Genomic DNA, 574 nt, shown 5'->3' on the forward strand with positions numbered 1-574 from the left:
ACGCCGCGCGGTAGCCGCGGTCGCGGCCGACCATCCGGGCCAGCGCATCGAGCTGTGGTTCCAGGACGAGGCTCGCGTCGGCCAGAAAGGCCGCACAGGGCGGCGCTGGTGGATGCGCGGGCAGCGTCCCCGCGGCCTATGCGATCAGCGCTACGACTGGACCTACCTCTACGCCGCTGTCCGGCCCGCCACCGGAGAGGGCTTCGCCCTCGTCCTGCCCATGGTCTCGACCCGGGCCATGAACCTGTTCCTCAAGCGCTTCGCCGACAGCCTCGCGCCCGGCGTCCACGCCGTCCTGGTGCTCGACCAAGCGGGCTGGCACGGCTCGCGTCAGCTCCGCGTGCCCGACAACGTCACTCTGGTGCCGCTGCCGCCCTACGCGCCCGAGCTGAACCCGGTCGAGCGCGTCTGGCTCCATTTGCGCGAGCAGTTCTTGTCCCACCGCCTGCTCGACAACAACGCCGCCCTCGTCGACGCCTGCTGCCAAGCCTGGAACCACCTCACCCCAGACCGCCTCCAATCCCTCACCAACTCTCCCTGGATCAGAAAGGTCACTTCATAAGCTCGGCGGTAT

Annotated in this window: 1 protein-coding gene; it reads left to right on the top strand. The window is 69.2% G+C overall.

Annotated features, from left to right (window positions below):
• Positions 1-562: IS630 family transposase (locus D2K64_RS24045; protein WP_120010950.1), on the top strand; the 562-nt coding region annotated here is incomplete at its 5' end.
• Positions 563-574 lie beyond the last annotated feature (12 nt).

It is taken from the genome of Teichococcus vastitatis (assembly GCF_003604215.1).
Classification (GTDB): Bacteria; Pseudomonadota; Alphaproteobacteria; order Acetobacterales; family Acetobacteraceae; genus Pseudoroseomonas; species Pseudoroseomonas vastitatis.